Consider the following 18,143-nt stretch of genomic DNA (forward strand, 5'->3'; position numbering starts at 1 on the left):
CAAAGGCCTCGGAACACTCCGGGGCCTTTTCTTTGGTACAGGTGTTGGGTTTGAATCCAAATCACACCGCCGGCTTTTCCACGACGAAGGCCAGATTGTTTGCGGGCATCTCAACCGCTTGCAGCAGCGTCAGGCCCTGCGAGCGTAGAAAATTGGTGATGTCCGCATCGTTCTTGTAACCGATCTCTGCATCCTGCTGAACCAACGCTTGATGAAAACGCTGATCCCCGTCACTGATCAAGCGACCGGCACGCATAAAAGGCCCATAAAGAACAAAGCGGCCATTGGGATTAAGGGCCAGTGCAACTTCGGTCAGTATCTTTTGTGTCTCAGACCAACTGATTAAGTGCGTCAGGTTGATCAGCACAATAAGGTCCTGACCGCCGTAGGAGCGGCTCCAACCGTCCTCCGTGGCATCTAGAATTACGGCATCTGACACGTTGGTAAGGCTGGCGGTGTAGGCGTTAATACTCTCCCGCCTGTCAGGTTCGACCTCAGACGGTTGCCAGTGCACTTCGGGCAGACATCGCGCGAAAGCCTGCACATGCTGGCCAGTGCCGCTTGCGATCTCAAGGGCTTTTCCGTGGGTCGGGGTCCATTGCACCAGCAAATCGCACAAAGGTTCAACATTTCGAAGCGCTGCCTGCGCGACCAAACGGCCGTTCTGAGCGCTGTTCACGCTGCTGATATGCGCGGGAAAGATGCGTTTGCTCATCGTCCGAGTCTTTCCGGCCCCAGCGCTTTGACGGTCGCGTCGTCCAGTTCGGGTGGGCACCCAGCGACCAGATCAGCAACCAGTTTCGAGGCTGCGGGTGAGGTCTGAAACCCGTATCCGCCTTGACCGGCTGACCAAATGAACGTCGGATCACGCGGGTCGGGGCCCAATACCAACGTTCCATCTGGTGAAAAACTGCGCAGCCCAGCCCAGTTCGCCTCGACTCGTGTTACGGGTTCCGTCATCAACTCTTCGTAGCGGGCCAGTCCTTCTGCAAGGACCATGTCATCGGCGAACGCGTCATGTGGTTCAACCGGGTCAGCCTCTGACGGAGAGACGATCAATTTGCCTGCGTCCGGCTTGGCATACCAGCTTTCTCCAGCACCAAGCATCATCGGCCAATCCCGCACGTCGTGACCACCCGGAGCAGGAATGCGGGCCATGGATCGGCGGCGTGGCGAGATCCCTATCGGTGATATGCCAGCCATTGCTGCGATTTCGTCTACCCACGGGCCTGCTGCGTTAACGATATTGCGGGTTTCATAGTTTAGACCTGCTTCGACAACCCAGTGCCGGTCCCGCCGCAGGGACGTTACCTTTTGGCGGGTGTGAATTTCCCCGCCGTTCTTACGAATTTCTCGCGCGAAATCCTGCATCACCAGATCAGTGTCGACGTCAAAAGCCGAAGCGCTAACGGCGGTATGGCGAACGACCTTCGGGTCAAGGATCGGAACACGTGCCACCGCTTCGGGCACATCGATGACCTGCATATTCAGATCGCGCAGGTCTTGATGAAATACATTTGATTGTCGCTGACCCGCGACCAGCATCAGACCACGCGGCGACAGGTATCCCCCTTGATGAAGGAAGTCTGCACCGGCCCTGTTCAGGGCGACAACGGATGAAGGGCCATAGCTTTCTTCGAACAATGCGGCAGAGCGACCGGACGCGTGGTATCCCAGAACCGCTTCGGCCTCGAGCACGGTCACTGCACCAAACTCTGACAATCGCGCACCTGCGCTTAGTCCTGCAATGCCGCCACCGATGATCAGAAAGTCAATCATATCACCTCGTTCGGAACAGGGCATAAAGGTCGGAAAGCTGGTTTTATCGAAGCCCAGCTCATACTAAGCAGGCTTGAAATTGCGCTTCAACCCATCCAAACAAGAGGCGCACAAAAATAGGAGGGCAGGGTGAGCACAGCAGATTTACACCCGATGGCCACTGGACATATTCCGTCCTACGTGACCCAAGCGGACGGCAGTGATTTTCTTTTGACGTTCATGTTCGTTTTTACAGTTATCGTGATCATTCTGCTCGGGGTCGGTTATTTCACCCTGCATTCGATCCCTGAAAAGCTCGCGCACAAATCAAATCACCCACAGTTTCAGCTTGTTGGCATTTTGGCGTTGTTGGCCTTGTTTACCCACAATGGGTTGTTCTGGGTCGCGGCCATTTTGGTTGCAGGGTTCCAGTTCCCGGACGTCGGGGCGCCCTTGCGGGCTATTGCGGATGCAATCCGCTCACTTGGTCCGCAACGATCTGAACCGGCGCAACCTGTCGAAACCACGGCCCAGCAGGAGCACTAAATATGCTTGAGACATTGATGTGCGCGCTGGTGACAGTGCTGCCTGACTATTTATTCCGCCGATTTGTGCAGGGAAAACGAATTGGGCATGAAATTACCCTGTTCACGATGTGGTATGAACTGCGTTGGGGGCTGACGACATGTGCAATTCTGGCGCTGACCGTCATTACGACCCTGTTCTATTTTCACCCGGCCAGCCGGACAGCGGCGTCTTATTTCCGGACGGTAACGATCCTGCCGCAGCTGGGTGGGCGGGTGTCCGAGGTTTATGTGACCAACAACCAACAGGTTGTTGCAGGACAGCCGATTTTCCGGATCGAGGACTTCAGCCAAACCGCGATGGTCGAGGCCGCCAACGCGCAAATCGCGCAGGTTCAGGCATCGCTTAAGGTGGCTGAGACAGACTTGGCTGAAGCCACCGCTGGAATTGCCGGTGCAAAGGCCGCGCTGGATCAGGCGCTGGAAGATCTCGAACGCAACACCACACTTCGCGACGAAGGGTCCAGCGCCGTTAGGCTGGCCGAGATTGATCGGTTGGAGAATGTTGTTGCCGAACGCGAGGCCCAATTGGTTGCCGCTCAGGCCCAGCAGGCGGCAGTCGTTCAGCAGATCGAAGAGTTGATCCCAGCCCAGATGGCCAGTGCCAACGCGCAGTTGGACGCGGCCCTAACTGAATTGGACAAGACCGTGGTTAGCGCGGGCGTTACAGGACGGGTCGAGCAGTTCGGGTTGCAGGTTGGGGATTATGTTAGCCCGCTACTCCGACCGGCGGGCATCCTTGTTCCATCAAATTCCGGCCACGATCGTTTTCAGGCTGCCTTCAACCAGTTGTCAGCTCAGGTCATCAAACCCGGTATGATCGGTGAGTTGGGCTGTATGACAAAACCTTTTACCGTCATCCCGATGGTCGTCGTCGAAGTGCAGGACGTGATCGCCTCGGGGCAGATAAGGCCGTCAGACGAGCTGCGTGATGTTCAGAACAACACAAACCCGGGCTCGATCCTGGTGTTTATGGAGCCCCTGTATAAGGGCATGGCGGATGACATCCCGCCGGGCAGTAACTGCCTAGCCAATGTCTATACCGACAATCACGAACGGCTTGAGCATGAAGACCTTGGTTTTTGGGAATCCGCCTTTTTGCACGTGGTGGGCACTATTGGTGTCGTCCACGCCGCAGGCCTGCGATTGCGGCTTATCCTGATGCCGGTCAACACGCTGGTTTTGTCGGGGCACTGACCCCTCAGGTCTTACAATGACCTGCTTGTGGGTAGCGCAAATCAAGTGCGCTACCCACAATCCTTATAACTTGGGTGCGTTTTTGCTTCTGGCCGCATTCTCTAAAGAAAGAATATCGGCTGCAGGTAGCAGTGACAGATTCACATGCGCTTCGGTTGGGATCAGACCTCGGAGTTGCAGGTCCAGATACCGCAGGCAACAAACCCGAAGAAACGAGGTGAAGTTTCCAACGTCGTGCCCGGCGTCCAAGCTCTCATTGTACAACCTGTGCAGTAATTGTGGAACGGTCAGCGTGTCCCTCGCGCCAATCGTTTCCAGAGTGCGCCAGAAAAGCTCTTCCAGACGTACGCTGGTGACCATACCGTCCATTCGGAAGGATCTTGTGTGTGAGGTCCAGAGCGCCGGATCGGCATCGATAAACAACTGGCACATTGGTTTTCTCCGGGTTTAGCGTCCGATACGTTCCTTGACGTCTGCAGCAAAGTCCTCGTACCGACGCAAGGATTTTACCTCGACCGTTACATGATGACCCATCTTTTGCATGATCGGCAAATCGAACAGGATACGATCCAATGTATCCGGGTCTTCGACGTCGACAACCGCAGTCACCTTGCGCTCGCCCACAACCTTCCACAAATCTTTGACAACTCCGGCCGATTTGGCGCCCAAGGCAGCTTCGGCCTCTTCAGCCCAAACGCCCAGCAAGCCCTGCTGCGCCATGCTGGCATCGTATTCAACGTTAAAGTTCAGTTGGTAAAGCATCATGTCCTCCTGATAGTTGCTTTTCAGATATTCAGACGAAGCGCCCGCCTTTTTCGATCACCTCGATCTGGTACCCATCTGGATCGGACGCGAAGAAGAACCGCGCCAGACGTGTTCCACCGGGTTGAAAATCGACAATGTCTTTTGGGGATCCACCGGCAGCAGCGACCTGTTCTTTCGAAGCCTCCAGATCGTCGACAACAAAGGCGATATGCCCGTAGCCATCCCCAAGATCGTAAGGGTCGGTTCGACCTTTGTTGACGGTCAGCTCCAGCTCAAAACCTGTGCCTTGCGAGATCATGTAGATTAGGGTGAAGCTTTCAAAATCGAGCCTGTCTTTGATCTGTAGGCCAAAGCCGGCCTCGTAGAATTGGACAGAGCGACTCTCGTCTGTCACGCGGATCATACTGTGTGCTAGTTTCGCCATGCGTCACCTCCTTGCTGCTTTCTAGCGAGGGAACGGCGGCGAGTGGTATTACCGGGTTAATACGTGGCCAATTAATCTTTAAGCGATTGAAAATTGGTACCTAATTGTTGGACCTTTTACACAAAAAAAGGCCCGCGACGCTGCGCGGGCCTTTTGACAACTACATTCGGTAGCTTACTGCGGAATTTCGCCTTCCAGGCCTTCAACATAGAAGTTCATGCCTGCCAGTGTGCCGTCGTCAGCCACTTCGCCCTCGGCCAGCCAGTCACTGCCGTCCTGCTTTTTGATCGGACCGGTGAAGGGGTGGTATTCACCCGCAGCCATTGCGGCCTTCATCGCCAGTGCTTCTTCTTTGACATCGGCTGGCACGGCGTCCGAGATCTCGCCGATCTCAACCATGCCTTCCTTGATGCCGTCCCATGTGTTCACGGTTTCCCAAGAGCCGTCAATCACCGCTTGCGTACGTGCGATGTAGTAGGGCGCCCAGTTGTCGATGATGGATGATACGCGCGGGAACGGACCGTATTCGCTCATGTCCGATGCCTGACCAAAGGTAACAACATTACCGGCTTCTTGTGCTGCGGCCTGCGGTGCTGTGGAGTCTGTGTGCTGCAGGATCACATCCGCACCCTGTTCGATAAGAACAGTTGCCGCGTCCGCTTCTTTGGCGGGGTCGAACCAAGTGTAGGCCCAGACAATCTTGAACTCGACATCAGGGTTCACGGCTTTTGCGTGCAGAAAGGCCGAGTTGATGCCGCGGATCACTTCGGGGATCGGGTAAGAGCCGATGTAGCCGATTGTGTTCGTCTTGGTCATCTTGCCAGCGATATGGCCCTGTACGGCGCGACCTTCATAGAACCGGGCCGAGTAGACCGACACGTTGTCGGCTGTCTTGTAGCCGGTTGCGTGCTCGAACTTCACGTTCGGGAATTTCTTGGCCACGTTGATCGTTGGGTCCATGTAACCAAACGAGGTGGTAAAGATAAGATCCGCCCCTTCAAGCGCCATTTGGGTCATCACACGCTCGGCGTCCGGGCCTTCGGGGACGGACTCAACGAATACGGTTTCGACCTTGTCGCCAAAATGCTCTTCGACTGCCAGACGACCCTTATTGTGCTCGTAGGTCCAGCCGCCATCGCCCACGGGGCCGACATAGACAAAGCCGACCTTTGTCTTGTCTTCGGCCATGGCGCCAGTCGCCAGACCCAGCGCCACAGCAGCGCTTGTCAGTAGAGTGGTGAATTTCATGTGTTACTCCCCAAGTTGGTTCAGTTGGCCCCTAGTGTGAGGCATGGAAGATCCGGCCCAGTGAGGCAGGTGCGCTGCTCTTGTCGGCCGAAAGGATCACAAGCACAAGGATCGTGATGATGTAGGGCGACATTGCCAGATACTCGACTGGAATGGCAACGCCCGCTGCCTGTAAATTGAGCTGCAGAACGGTGATGCCGCCAAACAAATAGGCACCTAGCAATGCCCGCCATGGTTTCCAGCTGGCAAAGACCACCAGTGCAAGGGCGATCCAGCCGACACCGGCAGTCATGCCCTCGGTCCACTGCGGGACGCGGATCAGGCTGATATATGCGCCACCCATGCCCGCACAGGCCCCGCCAAACATGATCGCCATGATGCGAATCTTGATCACCTTGTAGCCAAGCGCATGGGCCGCATCGTGGTTTTCGCCAACTGCGCGCAGGATCAGGCCGATGCGCGTGTATTTCAGCGTTGCCCAGACTGCGGCCGTCAAGGCGATGCCGACATATAGGATCGGGTCGTGCTGGAACAGGATCGGACCGATCACCGGCAGATCGCTGATGACTGGAATATGGATTTCTTCCATGTCAGGGGGTTTGACCCCGACATAGCCTTGCCCCATCAGCGCGCTGAAACCCAAACCAAACAGCGTCAGTGCAAGGCCACTTGCCACTTGGTTTGCCAGCGCGACCTGCGTCAGCAACACGAACAGCAAGGACAGGGCCGCGCCTCCGACCGCTGCTGCGACAAAGCCCAGCCACGGCGATCCGGTCTCGACCGAGATTGCAAAGCCGCTGATGGCTCCGACGATCATCATACCCTCGACGCCCAGATTTAGGACGCCCGCTTTTTCAACGACCAGCTCTCCGATTGCAGCCAGCAGCAGCGGGGTTGCGGCCACCATCAGCGAGGCAACCAGAAGGACGGGATTGATTTCACCTAAGTCCATATCACGCTACCTCGCTACGGGCCGCACGGATGCGGTAGTTTGTCAGAAGATCGAAGGCCAACAGAAAGAACAGCAACATTCCCTGAAACACCTGAATGGCTGCGGCCGGCAGACCCAGCTGAGACTGCGCGATCTCGCCGCCAATGTATGTCAGTGCCATTAGGCCACCGGCCAGCAGAATACCCACCGGGTGCAGGCGACCCAGAAAGGCCACGATGATCGCCGTAAAGCCATAGCCTACGTTGAAATCTATGCTGACCACACCAGAGGGGCCGGACACCTCGAACATACCGGCAAGGCCTGCCAGTGCACCTGACATACCCAGACAAAACAGGATCAGTCTAGCAGGGTTAACACCGGCAAATTTGGCGGCGCGGGGCGCTTCTCCTGTCAGGCGGATGTGAAAGCCCAGCATGTGTCTGTTCAGCAAGACATAGGCAAAGATCACAGCGATCAGCGCGACGACGACGCCCAAATGCATGCCTGAGCCGGTAATCAGCTCGGCATTATGGGCGCTTTCGTATTGTTGCAAGTTGCGCGAGCCGGGAAATCCAAGCCCCTCAGGGTTCCTGAGCAGACCCAGTGAGGCCGAAGCCAGCATCTGTTCGGCCACATACACCAACATGAGCGAGACGAGGATCTCATTCGTGCCAAACCGAACCTTTAAGAAAGCGGGGATCATCGCCCACAACCAGCCGCCAAACGCCCCGGCAAGGATCATGATCGGGAAGACAAACCATGCGTCCAGCGGATAAAACGCCAAGCCTGCCCCGGCACCGAAAATGGCGCCCATGATGTACTGCCCTTCGGCACCGATATTCCAGATGCCCGCGCGAAACCCCAGTGAAAGACCGATCGCGATCAGCACAAGCGGCGCGCCCTTCACCAGCAGCTGAGGGCGGTAATAAAAGGAAAACTCGCCGAACAGAGGCTCCCAAAAGATAGTGCCGATGGCCTCAACCGGGTTCTTGCCCAGAATGGCGAACAAGATGCCGCCGAACAGCATTGTTGCCAGCACTGCGACCAGCGGGGTGGCGTAGGACCACGCCTTGGACGGCTGTGGCCGTTTCTCCAACACAATCATCTGCTCATACCCCCGTCGTCGTTTTTTGTTTTGGATCAGACATGGGCGACCTCCATGCCATGTGCGCCGCCCATCATCAGGCCGATTTCGTCTACCGTCAGGCCAGTCGTTGTGCGCGGTGCGCTTAACCGCCCTTCGTTCAGCGCGGCAAAGCTGTCTGAGATCTCCATCAGCTCATCCAAGTCTTGACTGATGCAGACAACGGCTGTTCCCTTGGCGGCCAGATCCAGAATAGCCTGCCGGATCGCGGCTGCAGCGGCCGCGTCCACGCCCCATGTTGGCTGGTTCACCACCAAAACATCTGGGTTCTGAAGCACCTCGCGTCCAATCACGAACTTCTGCAGATTGCCGCCGGAGAGCGAACGCGCAGCGTTGTCGGGACCCGGTGTGCGTACGTCAAACGCACTGATGATTTTCTCTGCAAAGCTCTTGGTGTCCGACCATTTCAGAAAGCCATTGCTTTCCAGATTTTCGCGAACGGAACCTGTCAGCAAAGCGTTTTCCGTCAGGCTCATATCCGGCGCGGCCGCATGACCCAGGCGTTCCTCGGGTGCGGTCAGAACGCCCAGCTTGCGCCGTGCTGTTGGGCCAAGTTTCCCAATGGGCTGGCCATTGAATTTGATCGCGTCCGCAGTTGTCGGAATTTCACCAGACAGAACGCCCAGCAATTCGTCCTGCCCGTTGCCAGCCACGCCACCGATCCCCAGAACTTCACCTTTCCGGACTGTCATGTGGATGTTTCGCAGTGAGGTGCCGAATTCAGAAGGCGAGCCGACCGACAGGCCGGTGACGTCCAGCGCGACCTCGCCGAATTCCCGCCCGATGCGTTCAGGCGTCTGCAGGGTCGAGCCGACCATCATTTCTGCCATATCCCGTGCCGAGGTTTCAGACGGAATGCATTCGCCGACGTTTTTACCCAATCGCAAGATCGTCGCGTGGTCGCACAGGGTGCGGATCTCTTCCAGTTTGTGTGAGATATAGAGGATCGAGGTGCCCTCGGACCGTAATTTGTTCAGAGTTTCGAACAGGATCTCAACCTCTTGCGGGGTCAGAACCGAGGTGGGTTCATCCATGATCAGAAGTTTTGGATCCTGCAGCAGGCAGCGGATAATTTCGACCCTCTGACGCTCCCCCGCAGACAGATCACCGACTGTGCGGAATGGATCAAGAGGCAGGCCATAGGTCTCGGACACTTCTCGGATGCGCGAAGCCAGATCGCCCATTGCAGGAGGGTTTTCCATGCCCAATGCAATGTTTTCGGCCACGTTCAGCGCATCAAACAGCGAGAAGTGCTGGAACACCATCGCGATTCCATCAGCCCGCGCCGCCCGAGGTTCGCTGGGGGCAAAAGGTTGATTGCGCAGCAGCATTGCACCGCTGTCCGGTTTTACCAACCCATAGATCATTTTCACCAGAGTGGATTTTCCAGCCCCGTTTTCACCCAACAAGGCGTGAACTTCGCCTTCACCGATGTCGAAAGACACCTGATCATTGGCCACAACGCCGGGGTAGGCTTTGGTCAGCCCCTGCAAACTTAGCAATGGAGTGGTCACGCGCTCAGGTCCTTCTTCAACTCTTTCTGTCGGGCCGGACGCAGAATTTGCGCGGCGACGCCAACGGCGATCATCTGCGGGTGTTTGCCCAAACCGGGATCGCCTATTGGGCAGGTGATCCGGCCGATCCGTTCGGGCGAATGACCAAGAGCCTTCAGCCGCGACCGGAATCGCGCCCATTTCGTAGCCGAGCCGATCAGCCCCGCAAAGCGGAAATCATGGGAAAGCAGCCGGTTGCACAGCTCTAAGTCCAAATTGTGTGAATAAGTAAGCACAAGATGCTCGGCATTGGGCGGTGCATGGCGAACCAGTTCGGTTGGTTTGGCAACTGGAACCGTGGTGACACCCGCTGGGACCGAGGTCGGAAAACGCTCGGGCCCGGTGTCGACCCATGTGATCGCGATGTCGGGCAGGGGGGACAGAACATCCACCAGTGCCCGGCCCACATGGCCAGCACCCCAGATCCACAGGTTCCGGGTCGGCTTGTGGACCGGCTCAACCATCCAGCCGTCGATCAGCTGTGGTTCGGGGGCAATCCCCTGACCGCGCGCGGTCGCAAGCAACCGTTTCACGGACAGAGGCATTTCACCTTTCGAGGCCGATCGCGCGATAACTGTGTCGTCGAGCGCTTCGACCGCTTTGAGATCAAAGACTTCGCTGAACAGCGAAACTGCTCCACCGCAGCATTGGCCCATGTCAGGGCCAAGCGCGTGGTGGGTCAGGCGGGGTTGGCCGGTTTGTTTTCGCGCGGCCTTTGCCGCCTGAAATTCGAGTGTACCACCGCCTATTGTTCCGCTTTGCCCGTCCTTCCAAACCAGCATTGCGGTACCAACTTCGCGCGGGGATGACCCCTTGATCGCAGCAATGACAACCCGGGTAACCTTCCCGTGGGTATTGACCGCCTCCCTCAAAGCCTCAAGGTCAAATCCCATCAGATGCCTCCCTTCATCCTTTGGACGCCGCGCCAAACTTCCTCGGCCGTGGCAGGGGCGTTCAGCGCCGGGTAGCCTTCGCCACAGGCTGCGACCGCATTCGACAGGGCCAGCCACGCTGATATGCCCAGCATGAAGGGCGGCTCTCCCACTGCTTTTGAGCGATAGATCGTGTCTTCGCGGTTCTCGCCATCCCAAAGCGCGATGTTGAAGATATCAGGGCGGTCCGAGCAAGCCGGGATCTTGTAGGTCGATGGCGCATGCGTACGCAGGTTGCCTTTGCCGTCCCAGACCAGTTCTTCGGTCGTCAGCCAGCCTGCGCCCTGCACATAACCGCCTTCGACCTGTCCGATATCCAGCGCAGGGTTCAGCGAGGCCCCCGCGTCATACAGGATGTCGGTGCGCAGGATGCGGTTCTCGCCGGTTAGTGTGTCGATGGCCACCTCGGTCACCGAGGCCCCATAGGCGAAGTAGAAGAACGGACGCCCTCGACCCGCGATCCGGTCCCATTCGATCTTGGGTGTTTTGTAGAACCCGGTTGCCGACAGGCTGATACGGCCCTGATAGGCCAGTGCTGCGGCTTCGGCGAAGGTATAGCGTTCCCCGCCAACCGAGACGTGCCCATCCGCGAAAGTGACTGCCGATGGAGCGGCCTGATGCCGTTCGGCCAGATAGTCAGCCATCCGATCAAGGATCGTGTCGCAGGCGGCTTTCACCGCCATCCCGTTCAGGTCGCTGCCCGAAGACGCCGCCGTGGCCGAGGTATTCGGCACTTTGGCCGTATCGGTTGCAGTGATCTTCACCATATCCAACGGGATGCCAAAGCGCGATGCGGCGACCTGAGCGACCTTCTGAAACAGGCCTTGTCCCATCTCGGTGCCGCCATGGTTCAGATGGACCGATCCGTCCTGATACACATGCACTAGCGCCCCCGCTTGGTTCAGGTGCGTCAGGGTAAAGGAAATCCCGAACTTGACCGGAGAGAAGGCGATGCCCTTCTTGATCACGCTATTCTCGGTATTCCAGTTTGCGATGGCAGCCTTGCGCGCGGCATAATCGCTGGATTTCAGCAAGGCTTCGGTCATGCCATGCAATTCGAAATCGCTGACCTCCATACCGTAAGGCGTGGTGTTGCCGCCGGCGGGGAGGGGACGAACGGGGGCGTTCCCAGTTTCCACAGCGCCACGGCTGGTCAGGTCTTCGTGCGGGTCAGGATGGCCTAAAGGTTTCTCATGCGGCGGCTGATCGGCCACTTTATGCACGGGCTCATAATAGTTGCGACGGCGCAGTTCGACCGGGTCCAGCCCAAGCGCGTGCGCGGCGTGGTCCATCACGCGTTCAATACCGACCATGCCCTGCGGACCGCCGAACCCGCGATAGGCAGTGGCGGATTGGGTGTTGGTCTTTAGCCGGTGGCTTTCAATCCGTGCGTTGGGCAGCAGATAGGCGTTGTCCGAATGCAGCATCGCGCGGTCGGCCACGGGCAGAGACAGATCCTGCGCCCAGCCGCAGATGACGTAGTGATGGAATGAGACGCCCTGAATATGGCCGTTCTCGTCAAACCCGGCCTTGTAAGCGATCCGAAACGCGTGGCGCTTGCCGGTGATGATCATGTCGTCATCGCGGTCATAGCGCATCTTGCAGGCTTTGCCCGTCGCGCGGGCGGCAATGGCACAGGCGACGGCCAAGGCGTTGCCCTGACTTTCCTTGCCGCCAAACCCGCCCCCCATCCGTCGGGTTTCAACCCGGACGGCGTGCATTGGAACGCCCAACGCATCTGCCACCTTGTGCTGAATCTCGGTCGGGTGCTGGGTTGAGCTGTGCACCAGCATATCCGCGCCCTCATTGGGCACGGCCAGCGCGGCCTGACCTTCCAGATAGAAATGCTCCTGCCCGCCCAGTTCGAATGTGCCTTCGATGACGTGGGGTGCGCTGGCGATGGCTGCGTCAGCATCACCTTTGGCATAAATGCGTGGGCCGTCCTCGAACCGGCTGTCGGCGGCAAGGGCGTCTTCTATCGTCAGGATCGGCGTTTCTTCGGCATAGTCGATCTTGCCCAGACGGGCTGCCTTGCGCGCGGCCAGATGGCTGGTGGCGATGACCAGAAACACGGGCTGGCCGATATAGTGAACCGTGCCGTCCGACAGCAGCGGTTCATCATGTATCGAGGGCGAGACATCGTTTGCAAAAGGCAGGTCATCCGCCGTCATCACCATGACGACTCCGTCGGCGGCTTTGACTGCCGACAGGTCCATTGCCGTGATCCTGCCCTTGGCAATCGGGCTGAGGCCGAACGCCAGATGCAGCGTGCCTTTGGGTGTCGGGATGTCATCCACATAGCGCGCGGCACCTGCCACATGCAGCGGGGCCGCATCATGGGGGAGGGGTTTTGCGACGCTCATGCCGACACCTCCAACACGCTGGTGACTTCGTCCTGATCTTCGAGGAAATAGCGTTCCAGCATCGCTTTGGCGGTTTCCAGACGATAGGTTGCCGAGGCGCGCATGTCCGTGAGTGGTGAATAATCCTCGGCAAAGGCAGGCAGCACGGACTCGATGGTCTCGCGCGTCCAAGGTTTGCCGATGAGTGCGGCCTCGACATGGGTTGCCCGTTTCGGAATGCCGGCCATGCCACCAAACGCGATGCGCGCGGCTGAGACAGAGCCATCCGTAACGGTGATGTTGAAACACCCGCAAACGGCCGAAATATCCTGATCGAACCGTTTGCTGAGCTTGTAGGTTTTCAGGCGGTCTGCCTGACGGGGAAAGCTGACAGCCTCGACAAATTCGCCCGGTGCGCGGTCTTGCTGGCCGTAGTCTATGAAGAAATCTTCCAGTGGAATAGCCCGGCGGGTGTCACCCTTGCGCAAATGCAAGGTCGCGCCCAAAGCGATCAGGGCGGGCGGGTTGTCTCCGATGGGTGAGCCGTTGGCGATGTTCCCGCCAACCGTTGCGGCATGGCGCACCTGAACGCTGGCGTATCGGCGGATCATTTCGGCATAGGAGGGATGCAGATCGGCCAGCGCGTCGCCCATGCGGTTCATGTCGACCATCGCGCCAAAGCGGGTTTCCTCATCGGTGATGGTGATCTGCTTCAGATCCTCGCATCGGTTGAGGAAAATCACAGGGTCCAAATCACGCAGCTGCTTGGTGACCCAGAGGCCCACATCCGTTGCCCCTGCAATCAGAGTGGCGTTCGGGTTCTGGGCGTAGACCGCTGACAGTTCATCCGATGATCCGGGTAACATCGGCGACGCGGCAGGGGGCGCGACGGGTTTGTCCTTTACCCAAACCGGGACGGGCTGCCCCTCGGCAGCCTGGGCGGCGCGGATGATCGGTGCATAGCCGGTGCAACGGCACAGGTTGCCAGCAAGCTGCGTGTCGTGATCGGTTGCACCATTGGTGTGGCCCGCGACCATCGACATCACAAAACCCGGCGTGCAGAAGCCGCATTGTGAGCCATGCAGGTCAACCATCGCCTGCTGAACCGGATGAGCCTCACCGTTTGGACCGCTTGCGCCCTCGACGGTGCGTACGGCTTTGCCGTGCAGTTGCGGCAGGAACAAGATGCAGGAGTTCAGCGCCTTTGCACCATCCTCATCCGTCACCATGACGGTGCAGGCTCCGCAATCGCCCTCATTGCAACCTTCCTTGGTGCCGGTCAGGCCGCGATCCTCGCGTAACCAGTCCAGCAGGGTGGCCGTCGGATCGACATCCGCCAGTTCCACTGTCTCTCCGTTCAGAAGAAACGTGATGTTCATTCGAGAAACCCGTCGCCTTACCCGGTTGCGCCCTTGGGTGCCCTCCTTCGATGCGACGTAGAAAGAGCGGCGGGCGGATTGCTTGCCGTCAGATGTTAGAAACAGCGCAACCGATCTGGCAAGAAAAACTGCCTATATAATGCACCATTGGACCTGAACGGCCTGTGAATGTCGCGTTTGTTTAAAGGTCAGTTTGTTGTAAATAAAGCGCTTTTTAAAAGCGCGGCACAGCCTTGCCCGAAGCACCTTCTGGAAAAGCCGAATAATCGGCGCTGATTTTTTAGGCAGACCAAAGCCGCGGTTCTGACTTTTGCAGCGCGTCGGCCTGGGATAGCGTAGGCCGTATGAGCAGTACCCCTCGATTCATTCACCTCCGCGTTCACACTGAATATTCTTTGCTGGAAGGCGCTGTGCGGCTGAAAAAGCTGCCCGCTTTGTGCGAGAAGATGGAGATGCCGGCCGTTGCCGTGACGGACACCAATTCGATGTTCTCGGCCTTGGAGTTTTCGGTGACCGCAAGTGGCGCCGGTGTGCAGCCGATCATGGGCTGTCAGGTCGATCTGACCTATGTGCAAGCGCAGCCGGGGGAAAAGCCCAAAGCGCCCGCGCCGCTGGTACTGCTGGCGCAGTCCGAGGTCGGGTATGAGAACCTGATGAAGCTGAGTTCCTGCCTCTACGTGGATAAGGGCGGGCAACTGCCGCAGGTCACGTTGGATGAATTGGCCGAGCGGTCGGATGGCCTGATCTGTCTGACCGGCGGGCCGGATGGGCCTGTGGGGATGCTGTTGCAACAGGGGCAGCGCCCGGCAGCTGAGGCTCTGGTGGATCGGTTGGCGGGGATGTTCCCGGATCGGCTCTATATCGAATTGCAGCGCCATCCGGGCGAAGGGGGCCAGCCCGAAGCGGAACGCCTGACCGAGCGTGGCCATGTTGAGATGGCCTACGCCAAGAACCTGCCTCTGGTCGCAACCAATGACGTCTATTTCCCGACTTCGGACATGTACGAGGCGCATGATGCGCTGATCTGTATAGCCGAGGGCGCCTATGTCGATCAGCAGGAAGGTCGTCGTCGCCTGACCGCGCAGCATTATTTCAAGTCGCAGCAGGAAATGGTGACGTTGTTCGCCGATCTGCCCGAGGCCGTTGAAAATACGGTCGAGATCGCGCGCCGCTGCGCCTTCATGGCCTATCGCCGCGATCCGATCCTGCCGAAATTTGCCGACGATGAGGTTGCCGAACTGCGACGCATCGCCAACGAGGGCCTGCAGAAACGTCTGGCCGTGATCCCTCACGCGGTGAGCGTGGAAGAATATCAGGAACGGCTGGATTTCGAATTGGGCATCATCGAAGGGATGGGCTTTCCCGGCTACTTCCTGATCGTTGCCGACTTCATCCAATGGGCCAAAGATCACGACATTCCGGTGGGGCCGGGGCGGGGTTCGGGTGCGGGCTCGCTTGTGGCCTATGCGCTGACGATCACCGACCTTGACCCGCTGCGCTATTCACTGCTGTTCGAACGGTTCCTGAACCCCGAGCGGGTCTCGATGCCTGACTTCGACATCGACTTCTGTATGGATCGCCGGGAAGAGGTGATCCGCTACGTGCAGCAGAAATACGGGCGCGACAAGGTTGGGCAGATCATTACCTTTGGTGCGTTGCTATCAAAGGCGGCGGTGCGCGATATCGGGCGGGTGTTGCAGATGCCCTACGGGCAGGTGGATCGGTTGTCGAAGATGATCCCGGTCGAGGGGGTCAAACCCGTCTCCATCGAGAAAGCGCTGAAAGACGAGCCGCGCCTGCGCGAAGAGGCGCGCAGCGAAGAAGTTGTGGATCGCTTACTGACCTACGGCCAGCAGGTTGAGGGGCTTTTGCGCAACGCCTCGACCCATGCGGCAGGCGTGGTGATCGGGGATCGGCCGCTGGATGCGCTGGTGCCGATCTATCAGGACCCGCGATCAGACATGCCCGCGACCCAGTTCAACATGAAATGGGTGGAACAGGCCGGGCTGGTGAAATTCGACTTTCTGGGGTTGAAAACCCTGACCGTGATCCAGAACGCGATGGATCTGATCTTCAAATCCGGGCGGGATTTGCACATCGCACCCGATGGCACCGAGCTGTATGAACCCGCCGAGGGCGCGGTGAATGAGATCAACGCTATTCCGTTGGATGATGAGGCAACGTACAAGCTCTATTCAGCCGCCAAAACGGTTGCGGTGTTCCAGGTGGAAAGCTCGGGCATGATGGATGCCCTCAAGCGGATGAAGCCGGACTGTATTGAGGATATCATCGCCCTCGTCGCACTCTACCGTCCCGGCCCGATGGAGAACATTCCAAAGTTCTGCGAGGTCAAGAACAAGCTCAGCCAACGCGACATGCTGCACCCGTCCATCGATCATATTCTGGACGAAACGCAGGGCATCATCGTCTATCAGGAACAGGTAATGCAGATCGCGCAGGAAATGGCGGGTTACAGCCTTGGGGGCGCGGACCTGCTGCGCCGCGCGATGGGTAAAAAGATTCAGGAAGCGATGGATGCCGAGCGTCCAAAGTTCCTCAAAGGTGCCGCCGAGAACAACGTGGATGAGGCCAAGGCGACCGAGGTCTGGAACCTGTTGGACAAGTTCGCCAACTACGGTTTCAACAAGTCCCACGCGGCGGCCTATGCGGTAGTCAGTTATCAGACAGGCTGGCTGAAGGCGAACCACCCGGTTGAGTTCATGGCGGGTGTCATGAACTGCGATATTCATCTGACTGATAAGCTGGCCATTTATTTCGAAGAAGTCCGCAAGGGGCTGGAACTGCCCTATGTGCCACCTTGCGTGAACCGGTCACAATCGACCTTCGACGTGGTGAATGGAGAGCTTGTTTATGCGCTGGGCGCGCTGAAAAACGTAGGCGTCGAGGCGATGAACCTCGTGATTGAGGGGCGGGCCGACAAACCTTTTGTCAACCTGTTCGACTTTGCCCGGCGGGTCGATTTGAAAAAGGTCGGCAAACGCCCGCTGGAAATGCTGGCTCGCGCAGGCGCGTTCGACCAACTCGACAAGAACCGCCGCCGCGTCTTCGAAAGCCTAGACCCGCTGGTGCAGTATTCGGCGGCGATCAACGAACAGAAAAACTCGAACCAGGTGTCGCTGTTTGGCGAGGCGGGCGACGACTTGCCGGAACCTCGCCTGTCACCCACGCCGGACTGGCTGCCAGCAGAACGCCTTAGCGAAGAGTTCAAGGCCATTGGTTTCTACCTCTCGGGTCACCCTCTGGACGACTACATGCCCGCGCTGAAACGCAAGCATGTTCTTACGCTGGATGAGGTAACGGAAAAGGCGCGCTCGGGGCCGTTTATCGCGAAAATGGCGGGTGTCGTTGCAGGACGGCAGGAAAGGAAATCGGCCAAGGGCAATCGGTTTGCGTTCGCGCAACTTTCTGACCCATCCGGGGCCTACGAAGTGACACTGTTTTCGGAAACGTTGGAGAAATCACGCGACTTTCTGGAAACCGGCGCGCAGGTCGTTCTGTCAGCCGAGGCGACGATGGAGTCCGATCAGCTCAAGCTGCTGGCGCGGTCTGTTGGGCCGGTTGACTCAGTCGTTGCCGAAGCGGGTGCAACCGGTTTGCGCATTTTTGTGGATGGCGCACAGGCCTTGCCGACCGTTGCCAAGGTTCTGGAGGATGCTGCAACCGCTGCCAAAAACGCAGCCCGGGGTCCTGTCCAGCTATTATTGCTTGACCCAGGCTTGCCCGGCGATGTTGAGATGGATTTGGGGCAGAGCTTCCCAATCAATCCTCAGATCAAAGGGGCGATCAAATCGCTGGACGGCGTCCTGTCGGTCGAGGAAATCTGACGCCGTCAACCTTTGTTGCCCCTAGGTTCCTGTGGCGCTAG

The 18,143-nt window shown here is 58.1% G+C and carries 15 protein-coding genes; 3 read left to right on the plus strand and 12 right to left on the minus strand.

Translation table 11 applies throughout. The features are described from left to right. Positions 1–61: 61 nt before the first annotated feature. Positions 62–715: a DUF938 domain-containing protein gene (locus tag ACR0BD_RS08285; protein ID WP_480829920.1), complete on the minus strand. Its 654-nt coding sequence runs from the start codon at positions 713–715 to the stop codon at positions 62–64. Beyond that, a complete protein-coding gene (locus tag ACR0BD_RS08290; protein WP_480829922.1) occupies positions 712–1,779 on the minus strand; it encodes an NAD(P)/FAD-dependent oxidoreductase in 1,068 nt (355 codons plus the stop codon). The genes ACR0BD_RS08285 and ACR0BD_RS08290 overlap by 4 nt, the downstream gene beginning before the upstream one ends. Positions 1,780–1,932: 153 nt before the next feature. Here ACR0BD_RS08290 and ACR0BD_RS08295 point away from each other — a divergent pair, with 153 nt between their 5' ends. Further along, positions 1,933–2,304 (plus strand): hypothetical protein, encoded by a 372-nt coding sequence (locus tag ACR0BD_RS08295; RefSeq protein ID WP_480696625.1) that lies wholly within the window; start codon positions 1,933–1,935, stop codon positions 2,302–2,304. A gap of 2 nt (positions 2,305–2,306) precedes the next feature. Beyond that, positions 2,307–3,539, plus strand: a complete 1,233-nt coding sequence (locus ACR0BD_RS08300; RefSeq protein ID WP_480829923.1) for an HlyD family secretion protein — start codon at positions 2,307–2,309, stop codon at positions 3,537–3,539. A 63-nt stretch (positions 3,540–3,602) separates the two neighbouring features. On the opposite strand, the gene ACR0BD_RS08305 is transcribed toward ACR0BD_RS08300, so the two are convergent. The 10 genes from ACR0BD_RS08305 to xdhA form a co-directional block, all read right to left on the minus strand. Beyond that, a complete protein-coding gene (locus ACR0BD_RS08305; RefSeq protein ID WP_480829924.1) occupies positions 3,603–3,971 on the minus strand; it encodes a ribbon-helix-helix domain-containing protein in 369 nt (122 codons plus the stop codon). A gap of 15 nt (positions 3,972–3,986) precedes the next feature. Next, a complete protein-coding gene (locus ACR0BD_RS08310; protein WP_480707119.1) occupies positions 3,987–4,301 on the minus strand; it encodes a muconolactone Delta-isomerase family protein in 315 nt (104 codons plus the stop codon). A gap of 31 nt (positions 4,302–4,332) precedes the next feature. Next, positions 4,333–4,728 carry a VOC family protein gene (locus tag ACR0BD_RS08315; protein WP_480829926.1) on the minus strand — a complete coding sequence of 132 codons (396 nt, stop codon included), beginning with the start codon at positions 4,726–4,728 and terminating at the stop codon, positions 4,333–4,335. Positions 4,729–4,902: 174 nt separating this feature from the next. Further along, positions 4,903–5,976, minus strand: coding sequence for a BMP family ABC transporter substrate-binding protein (locus ACR0BD_RS08320; RefSeq protein WP_480696588.1), 1,074 nt, complete (start codon positions 5,974–5,976; stop codon positions 4,903–4,905). 31 nt (positions 5,977–6,007) lie between these two features. Further along, positions 6,008–6,928, minus strand: a complete 921-nt coding sequence (locus ACR0BD_RS08325) for an ABC transporter permease (protein ID WP_480829927.1) — start codon at positions 6,926–6,928, stop codon at positions 6,008–6,010. Between the two features lies 1 nt (position 6,929). Beyond that, positions 6,930–8,012: an ABC transporter permease gene (locus tag ACR0BD_RS08330; protein WP_480829928.1), complete on the minus strand. Its 1,083-nt coding sequence runs from the start codon at positions 8,010–8,012 to the stop codon at positions 6,930–6,932. A 35-nt stretch (positions 8,013–8,047) separates the two neighbouring features. Beyond that, positions 8,048–9,565, minus strand: coding sequence for an ABC transporter ATP-binding protein (locus tag ACR0BD_RS08335; protein ID WP_480829929.1), 1,518 nt, complete (start codon positions 9,563–9,565; stop codon positions 8,048–8,050). Then, on the minus strand, positions 9,562–10,497 hold the full coding sequence (gene xdhC, locus ACR0BD_RS08340) for a xanthine dehydrogenase accessory protein XdhC (RefSeq protein ID WP_480829931.1): 936 nt from the start codon (positions 10,495–10,497) through the stop codon (positions 9,562–9,564). Before xdhC ends, ACR0BD_RS08335 begins: the two co-directional genes overlap by 4 nt. Continuing rightward, positions 10,497–12,899 carry a xanthine dehydrogenase molybdopterin binding subunit gene (xdhB, locus tag ACR0BD_RS08345; RefSeq protein ID WP_480829933.1) on the minus strand — a complete coding sequence of 801 codons (2,403 nt, stop codon included), beginning with the start codon at positions 12,897–12,899 and terminating at the stop codon, positions 10,497–10,499. Before xdhB ends, xdhC begins: the two co-directional genes overlap by 1 nt. Further along, a complete protein-coding gene (gene xdhA, locus ACR0BD_RS08350) occupies positions 12,896–14,257 on the minus strand; it encodes a xanthine dehydrogenase small subunit (RefSeq protein WP_480829934.1) in 1,362 nt (453 codons plus the stop codon). The genes xdhB and xdhA overlap by 4 nt, the downstream gene beginning before the upstream one ends. Positions 14,258–14,601: 344 nt before the next feature. Here xdhA and dnaE point away from each other — a divergent pair, with 344 nt between their 5' ends. Then, positions 14,602–18,102: a DNA polymerase III subunit alpha gene (dnaE, locus tag ACR0BD_RS08355; RefSeq protein ID WP_480829936.1), complete on the plus strand. Its 3,501-nt coding sequence runs from the start codon at positions 14,602–14,604 to the stop codon at positions 18,100–18,102. The last annotated feature ends 41 nt before the right edge of the window (positions 18,103–18,143 follow it).

The sequence above is a fragment of the Ruegeria sp. G5 genome (assembly GCF_056533365.1).